We start from the raw sequence: 793 nt of genomic DNA on the forward strand, positions 1-793 counted from the left end.
AGTAAGTGTTGAGGATGGTGAGATTGTAACGGGCCAAAATATTGTAATTCCTAATCAGTGTCCAGTAGATTCTGACGGTAATCCGATTCCGTTTACTAACATGATTATAGTAGAGGCAGATGATGACCCTGCTACTAGCTTCGGTACATTAAAAGTCGCTGTAACACGCGCAGATGGGGTGATTGAAGAACGTTTTATCTCTTTCCTTCACTAGGTTTCTTATTTAATAGTTAGATCTAAATCCTTAATGGGGAAGCATAAGCTTGCCCATTTTTATGTCTGATAAACGCCCACCATAAAAACCGCTTGCTGTCCGTCTCCAAGCACAATACTATGTGCCTCTTGTAAACTAAGACTTTGCCCTCATTAACCACACTTGTGGGCAATTAAGTCACAATACTTTGATTCGTAAGAATCTTTCATGAAACTAATCTAAAAAATGTAACGGAGTCTTCTATGGCCTGGAATGAGCCGGGTGGTAATCGTAATGATAACGACCCTTGGGGTTCTAATAATCGAGGGAATAAAGGCGGCAATAATCAAGGGCCACCTGATCTCGATGAAGCTTTAAAACAACTGATGGATAAGCTGAATGGCTTGTTTGGTTCAGGCCCGAAAAAAACTGGTGGCTCTTCTGGCGGTTCAAGCCAGGGTGCTGGTGGTGTATTTATTTTGGCATTGATTGCGCTGGTCATCTTTTTAGGCTTTAAGTCATTTTATACCATTGATGAGCAGGAAAGAGGCGTTGTCCTTCAATTAGGTAAGTACAACCGAACCTTGGACCCGGGCTTAC

Annotated in this window: 2 protein-coding genes; both read left to right on the forward strand. The window is 42.0% G+C overall.

Annotated elements, in window-relative coordinates:
* Positions 1-214, forward strand: a 214-nt coding sequence (locus tag A3729_RS33255) for a hypothetical protein (RefSeq protein ID WP_197475928.1), incomplete at its 5' end; no start/stop codon positions are given.
* Between the two features lie 242 nt (positions 215-456).
* On the forward strand, positions 457-793 hold a 337-nt coding region (locus tag A3729_RS19060; protein ID WP_197475929.1), incomplete at its 3' end, for a protease modulator HflK N-terminal domain-containing protein.

This window comes from Oleiphilus sp. HI0043 (assembly GCF_001634935.1).